Here is a 6387-nt window from a genome sequence, read left to right as displayed (position 1 = left end):
GACGAAGCGCTGCGCGCGGCCACGAGCCCTGTGCTCCTCAGCGCCTCGAAGGCGCGCTGCCGCCTGCCCGGACGCGCCTTTGCAAACACCCGTGGTCTTCAACCTTGCAAAGACCGACGCCGTGGTCGCGGTGCGCTCGGCGGGGGCGTCTGCCATGGGGCGCCTTTGAGATGCGGCGTGGGTTCTCGCCGCGCACCCCCTGCCGCGTCCCGCGAACCTCCCGAATGACCCGACGCCGGCCGCGCTCAGGAATGGGCGATCTGCGCACTACAGGTCTTATTCGATTGAGTTCGAATCCGTATCAGAGCTTGTTGACCGGAATCTTCAGGTAGGCCACACCGTTGTCCTCCACCGGCGGCATCGCGCCCGCCCGCACGTTGACCTGGATCGCCGGCAAGATCAGCGTGGGCATGCCCAGCGTTGCATCGCGGGTCACGCGCATGGCGACGAATTCGTCCTCACCGACGCCGTCGTGCATGTGGATATTGCCTTGCCGCTGTGCCTGGACCGTGGTCTCCCAACGCGGCTCGCGACCACCGGGCGGGTAGTCGTGGCACACGAACATGCGCGTCGCCGCGGGCAAGGCCAGCAGCTTGCGGATCGAGCGGTACAGGGCGTGCGCATCGCCGCCCGGAAAGTCGGCGCGTGCGGTGCCCACGTCGGGCATGAAGAGCGTGTCGCCGGTGAACACCGCGTCGCCGACCAGGTAGGCCATGTCGGCCGGCGTGTGGCCGGCAACGCCGAGCGCCCGGGCGCTCAATTCGCCAATGCGAAACGCCTCGTCCTCGGCGAACAGGTGGTCGAAGTGGCTGCCATCGGGCTGGAAACCGGCCTCCAGGTTGAACACCTTCTTGAACACGCCCTGCACCTTGCGGATGTGCTCGCCGATGGCGATGCGCCCGCCGAGCTGGCGCTTGACATGGCGCGCCGAAGACAGGTGGTCGGCGTGCGCGTGGGTCTCGAGGATCCACTCCAAGGTCAGCTGCTCCTCACGCACGAAGCGGATCAGGGCGTCCGCCGATGCGGTGCTGGTGCGGCCTGACTTCGGGTCGTAGTCGAGCACCGGGTCGATGACGGCAGCATGACCGGCGGTGTGGTCGTAGACGACGTAGCTCACGGTCCAGGTGGCCGTGTCGAAGAACGCCTTGACTCGAGGCTTCATGAGGGGGTCCTTCTAAAATGCGTAATCGATTGATCAATAATATATTAATCAGTATAGTGTATGCAAACAAGGCACCGATCTGCTCGATGAATACGCGTCAACAACTTCAGTCTCCGGTCGATATCGCCGGCATGCGTGCGGCTGCTGCCCGGACCACGCAGCTGCTGCGCACGATGGCCAATGAAGACCGGCTCCTGCTGCTGTGTCAGCTCTCGCATGGCGAATGCTGCGTCAGCGATCTCGAGGAGCTGCTCGACATCCGCCAGCCCACCTTGTCGCAGCAGCTGGCGGTGCTGCGCAACGAGGAGCTGGTGAGCACGCGCCGCGAGGGCAAGCACATTCACTACCGCATCACCGACGAGCGCGTGCTCGCGCTGCTGCGATCCTTGTACGACCTTTTCTGCAACGACCAAAGGATGTCTTCATGCTGATCGACTGGAATCATTTCACGCCATGGTCTTCACTGGCCGGCGGCCTGCTGCTCGGCGTGGCCGCCGCCATGCTCTTGCTGCTGAGCGGGCGCGTGGCCGGCATCTCCGGCATCGTCGGCGGCTTGCTGCGCCCCAAACCCGGTGACGCCGGCTGGCGTATCGCGTTCATCGTCGGCTTGTTGCTGGCGCCCGGGGCATGGCGCTTGTTCGCTGCCTTGCCGCCCGTGCGCATCGAGGCGAGTTATGGCGTGCTGGCGGTGGCCGGCCTGCTGGTGGGCTTGAGCACGCGCTATGGCGCTGGTTGCACGAGCGGCCACGGCGTGTGCGGCCTGGCGCGTCTGTCGCCACGCTCGCTGGTGGCGACCCTGGCCTTCATGGCCACCGGCTTTGCCACGGTCTATGTGGTGCGGCACCTGATCGCCGCCTGAATCCAAGCGCACCGGAGACTTTCATGAACCGCATTGCTTCGTTTGCCTCGGGCCTGGTGTTCGGCCTTGGCCTCATCCTCGCCGGCATGGCCGACCCGTCCAAGGTGCTCGCCTTTCTCGACCTCGCGGGTCGCTGGGATCCGTCGCTCGCCTTCGTGATGGGAGGCGGCGTTCTGGTGGGCCTGGTGGCCTTCGCCGTGGCCAGGAAGCGCACCACGTCGTTGCTCGGCACGGCCATGCAGTTGCCGACCTCGCGCGACATCGACCGGCGGCTCGTGGGCGGCAGCCTCGGCTTTGGTGTGGGCTGGGGTCTGGCTGGCATCTGCCCGGGCCCGGCGATCGTGCTGCTGGGCAGCGGCGCTGCGCAAGGCTTGCTGTTCGTCGTCACCATGCTCATCGGCATGGGCCTGTTCGAGGTGTTCGAGCACCGTCGCCGGTCATCCGCGGCCAGCATCGCGACCGAGTGAGCCGGGCGTTCGACATGCGCGGTTGGCCTCTGCGCGTCGCGGGCCTGCCCGCCTGGTTGCGCCATTACCGGCGCGATCAGGCGCTGCGGGACGGCGTGGCCGGCCTGGTCGTGACCGTGCTGCTGGTGCCGCAGAGCCTGGCCTACGCCATGCTCGCCGGCCTGCCGCCGCATGTGGGCATGTATGCCAGCATGCTGCCGCTGCTGGCCTACGCATGGCTCGGGTCGAGCATGACCCTGGCCGTCGGCCCGGTGGCCGTGGCGGCGCTGATGACGGCATCCGCGCTCACGCCGCTGGCCGCGCCCGGATCTTCCGAATACCTGGTCCTGGCGGTATTGCTCGCCCTGCTGGGCGGGATGCAACTGCTGGTGCTCGGGCTGCTGCGCCTGGGCTTCGTTGCCAACCTGCTGAGCCATCCGGTCATCAGCGGCTTCGTCAGCGGCTCGGCGCTGCTGATCGCGATCGGGCAGCTCAAGCCGCTGCTGGGCATTGGCGCCAATGGCCACACTGCGCTCGAGCTGGCCGCGTCGCTGCTGGCCAAAATAAGCCACATCGAGCCGGCGACCGCGGCCGTCGGCAGCGTCGCCGTCGTGCTGCTGTGGGGATCGCGCCGCCTGCTGCCAAGGGGGCTTGCCGCCGCGGGACTTGCACCGCAAAGCGCCGACCTCCTTGCCAAACTGGCGCCGATGGCCGTGGTGTTGCTGAGCGTGCTGGCGGTCTCGGTGGGCGAGCTCGACGCACGGCACGGCGTGGCAGTGGTGGGCAACATTCCGCAGGGCCTGCCGTCACTCCGACTGCCGTGGCCTACCCTCGAGCAGGTGAAGCTGCTGTTCGTCCCGGCTTTCGTGATTGCGATCGTGGGCTTTGTAGAAAGCGTGTCGGTGGCGCAGTCGCTGGCCATCAAGCGCGGCGAGCGCATCGATCCCGACGCCGAGTTGCGTGGCCTGGGCGCAGGCAATCTTGCGAGTGCCCTCTCGGGCGGCTTCCCGGTCACCGGCGGGTTTGCCCGCAGCGGCGTCAACTTTGCCGCCGGTGCGCAGACGCCGATGGCCGGCGTCATCTCCGCGGCGTTGATGGCGCTGGTGCTGCTCGGGCTGACGGGATTGTTCGCCAAGCTGCCGCTGGCCGTGCTGGCCGCCACCATCATCATGGCGGTGCTCAACCTGGTCGACCTCGAGACGCCGCGCCACGCCTGGCGCTACGACCGCTCCGACGCGCTGGCCTGGGCCGGCACGGCCCTGGGCGTGCTGGCGCTCGGCGTGGAGGCCGGCATCGTCATCGGCATCGCGCTGTCGGCCGGGGTGTTTTTGTGGCGCGCCAGCCGGCCGCATGTGGCGGTGCTCGGTCGCGTGCCCGGTACCGAGCACTTCCGCAATGAACAGCGCTTCGCGGTCGAGACACCGCCGCGCGTGCTCTTGCTGCGCGTGGACGAGAACCTGTTCTTTGCCAACATCGCCGCCGTGCTCGACCGCGTTCAGCTCGAACTGGACCACCGGCCTGGAACCCGGCACCTGGTGCTGGTGCTGTCCTCGGTGAGCCACGTCGACCTGACCGCACTCGAGGCGCTACAGCGGCTGCACCTCGAGCTGCAGCGACGCGGTGTGGACCTGCACCTGGCAGAGGTCAAGGGGCCGGTGCTCGACCGCCTGGAACGCAGTGCTTGGCTGCCGCTGCTCGCGCGCAGCCCGTTCGTGAGCGCGCATGCAGCGGTGCAGTCGCTGGCGGCCTGAAGCGCGCCGGCAGCGTCGGTGCACCACCCTGGCCAACGAACGACGGAGAGACCAACCCATGACGCCCCATTCCTGGCTCATCGCATGCGGGATGGCCGCGGCCGCGCTTGGCGCCAGCGCACAGACGGCCAGCTTCGAGACGCGCTCGCTCACGCCGGAGGCGGCGCTCACGGCGGCGCGCGCGGCGCTCGAGCATTGCCGCAAGGGCGGCTTCCAGGTGGCCGTCGCGGTGGTTGATCGCGCGGGCGTGCTTCAAGTCATGCTGCGCGACCGCTACGGCGGCGCCCACACCGTCGAGATGGCGCAAAACAAGGCCTGGACGGCCGCCAGCTTCAAGACATCAACCGCGGCACTGGCCGCCCAGACGCAGCCGGGCAAGCCGATGAGCGGGGTGCGCAATCTGCCCCGCGTCATCGCTGCGGGTGGCGGGCGAGCGGTGGAGGCCGGCGGTCAGCTGCTCGGCGGCATCGGTGTCTCCGGCGCGCCGGGCGGCGAGGCGGACGATGCCTGTGCGCAGGCCGGCATCGCGGCGATCGCCGACGCGCTCGAGTTCTGAGCGGGTGCGAACGCTGTGCGAGCCGGGCATGCGGCGCCTGCGCGCCCGGCGCGCTCAGGCCAGCATGTCGGCCCAGATGTTGTCGGCCCAGCCCAGCGCATAGCTGCCCTCGAGTTCGGTCGGACCCGGCGATACGCCGCCCGAGCCGGGCACCGTCAGCATGGTCTTCTTCTCGGCGTCGTACTGGTGAACCGAGGCGACGTGGATCACGTTCTTGCCGTCCACGAAGCTGTAGCAGGTGTTCATCACCACCGGTTTCGCGTTGGGCGTGCGACCCGCCAGCAGTTCGATGATCGCCGCCGCCGCGACCTTGCCGTGCTGGTTGGCCATGTGGCCGCTCTTGGGCATGAGCGGCGTGATCTGGATCGAGTCGCCGATGACGTGGATGCCGGGGTGCACCTTGGACTCGTAGGTCATGTAGTCCACATCGCACCAGCGGGCGTTGATGTTCGCCAGGCCGGTTTGCTGGGCGATGGTGCCGGCCCGCATGCTCGGCAGCACGTTGAGCACGTCGGCCTTCACGTCGTCGTTGACGTCAAACTTGACCGTGTTGGTGCTGGCGTCGACCGCAACCGCCTTGTGCTTCGGCCGGTACTCGAGGATGTCCTTGTACTGCTCGGCCCACACCTTCTTGAACAGCGGCCCCTTGGAGGTGACGTCGGCATTGGCGTCGAGCAGCAAGACTTTTGACTTGGGCTTGGCCTGCTTGAAGTAGGCCGCCACCCCGCTGGCACGCTCGTAGGGGCCGGGCGGGCAGCGGTAGGGCGCTTCGGGAATGGTGAGGGCGTAGACGCCGCCGTCCGGCATGGCTTCGAGTTGCCTGCGCAGCGCCGCGGTCTCGGCGCCGGCCTTCCAGGCCTGCAGGATGCGGCCCTCCTGGCTGGCCGCCTGCAGGCCCTGGACGCTGCTCCATATCAGGTCGATGCCGGGCGAGACGACGAGCCGGTCGTAGGCGAGCGTGTCGCCACCGGCCAGCTTGACGGTCTTCTTGGCCGGGTCAATGGAGGCGACCGTGTCGTGGACGACCTTCACGCCATGGCGGCGCGACAGGTTGTCGTAGGGCACGGTGATGTCGCTCATCTGCTTGTAGCCACCCACCACCAGGTTGGAGATCGGGCAGGAGATGAAGCTCGTGTTGGGCTCGACCAAGGTCACGTCGATGCGCTTGTCGCTCCACATGCGCAGGTACTTGGCAGCGGTCGCACCACCGTAGCCACCGCCGATCACGACCACCTTGCCCATGCTGCCTGCAGCGCCCAGCGGCGTTGCGCAACCGGTCATTGCGACCGTGGCCGCTGCGCCGCCGAGCACGCTCACGAAACCGCGGCGATTGATACCCGTGTGTTGCTTCATCGTGGCTCCTTCAAGGCTTCTGGCTGGCGAAATGGGTGGCGATCAGATCGACCTGCTCGTCGGTGTAGCCCTTGGCGATCTGATGCATGATCGTCGCGGGCCGCTTGCCTTCCTTGAAGGCCTTCATCTGCGTGACGATGTTGTCCTTGGACATGCCGGCCAGCGCGACCATCGGAGCCTTGGCGACGCCATTGGTGCCGTGGCAGCCGGCGCAGGTGGCCGCGTAGGAGCGGGCCAAGGTCGGGTCGGCCAGGCTCGGC

General features: G+C 68.0%; 8 protein-coding genes. 5 read left to right on the top strand and 3 right to left on the bottom strand.

All coding sequences use genetic code 11. The annotated features are described in order from the left end of the window. Positions 1 to 301: 301 nt before the first annotated feature. Complete coding sequence (locus tag RMO12_RS14620; RefSeq protein ID WP_309624379.1) at positions 302 to 1162, bottom strand: MBL fold metallo-hydrolase; 861 nt, start codon at positions 1160 to 1162, stop codon at positions 302 to 304. An 86-nt stretch (positions 1163 to 1248) separates the two neighbouring features. Here RMO12_RS14620 and RMO12_RS14615 point away from each other — a divergent pair, with 86 nt between their 5' ends. Genes RMO12_RS14615 through RMO12_RS14595 form a run of 5 tightly spaced genes read left to right on the top strand, consistent with a single transcriptional unit; the run spans position 1249 to position 4774 of the window. Then, a complete protein-coding gene (locus RMO12_RS14615) occupies positions 1249 to 1593 on the top strand; it encodes a metalloregulator ArsR/SmtB family transcription factor (protein WP_309624380.1) in 345 nt (114 codons plus the stop codon). After that, on the top strand, positions 1587 to 2021 hold the full coding sequence (locus tag RMO12_RS14610) for a YeeE/YedE family protein (RefSeq protein WP_309624381.1): 435 nt from the start codon (positions 1587 to 1589) through the stop codon (positions 2019 to 2021). The genes RMO12_RS14615 and RMO12_RS14610 overlap by 7 nt, the downstream gene beginning before the upstream one ends. A gap of 23 nt (positions 2022 to 2044) precedes the next feature. After that, positions 2045 to 2488, top strand: a complete 444-nt coding sequence (locus tag RMO12_RS14605; RefSeq protein WP_309624382.1) for a DUF6691 family protein — start codon at positions 2045 to 2047, stop codon at positions 2486 to 2488. Between the two features lie 14 nt (positions 2489 to 2502). Further along, the gene (locus RMO12_RS14600) at positions 2503 to 4218 is read left to right on the top strand and encodes a sulfate permease (RefSeq protein ID WP_309639842.1); all 1716 of its coding nucleotides are present in this window, start codon (positions 2503 to 2505) and stop codon (positions 4216 to 4218) included. A gap of 58 nt (positions 4219 to 4276) precedes the next feature. Beyond that, the gene (locus RMO12_RS14595) at positions 4277 to 4774 is read left to right on the top strand and encodes a heme-binding protein (RefSeq protein WP_309639841.1); all 498 of its coding nucleotides are present in this window, start codon (positions 4277 to 4279) and stop codon (positions 4772 to 4774) included. A 54-nt stretch (positions 4775 to 4828) separates the two neighbouring features. Here the strand turns inward: RMO12_RS14595 and RMO12_RS14590 are convergent, their stop codons facing one another. Both RMO12_RS14590 and RMO12_RS14585 read right to left on the bottom strand, forming a co-directional pair. Next, a complete protein-coding gene (locus tag RMO12_RS14590) occupies positions 4829 to 6127 on the bottom strand; it encodes an NAD(P)/FAD-dependent oxidoreductase (protein ID WP_309639840.1) in 1299 nt (432 codons plus the stop codon). 10 nt (positions 6128 to 6137) lie between these two features. Continuing rightward, on the bottom strand, positions 6138 to 6387 hold a 250-nt coding region (locus RMO12_RS14585; RefSeq protein ID WP_405029688.1), incomplete at its 5' end, for a c-type cytochrome.

It is taken from the genome of Methylibium sp., from assembly GCF_031393925.1.
Lineage (GTDB): Bacteria > Pseudomonadota > Gammaproteobacteria > Burkholderiales > Burkholderiaceae_C > Methylibium.
This window is presented reverse-complemented; position numbering and strand designations above follow the sequence as displayed.

Coding starts and splice junctions, on each gene's coding strand:
- RMO12_RS14590 (WP_309639840.1), bottom strand. CDS start 6,127: ATGAAGCAACACACGGGTATCAATCGCCGCGGTTTCGTGAGCGTGCTC.
- RMO12_RS14620 (WP_309624379.1), bottom strand. CDS start 1,162: ATGAAGCCTCGAGTCAAGGCGTTCTTCGACACGGCCACCTGGACCGTG.
- RMO12_RS14615 (WP_309624380.1), top strand. CDS start 1,249: ATGAATACGCGTCAACAACTTCAGTCTCCGGTCGATATCGCCGGCATG.
- RMO12_RS14595 (WP_309639841.1), top strand. CDS start 4,277: ATGACGCCCCATTCCTGGCTCATCGCATGCGGGATGGCCGCGGCCGCG.
- RMO12_RS14600 (WP_309639842.1), top strand. CDS start 2,503: ATGCGCGGTTGGCCTCTGCGCGTCGCGGGCCTGCCCGCCTGGTTGCGC.
- RMO12_RS14610 (WP_309624381.1), top strand. CDS start 1,587: ATGCTGATCGACTGGAATCATTTCACGCCATGGTCTTCACTGGCCGGC.
- RMO12_RS14605 (WP_309624382.1), top strand. CDS start 2,045: ATGAACCGCATTGCTTCGTTTGCCTCGGGCCTGGTGTTCGGCCTTGGC.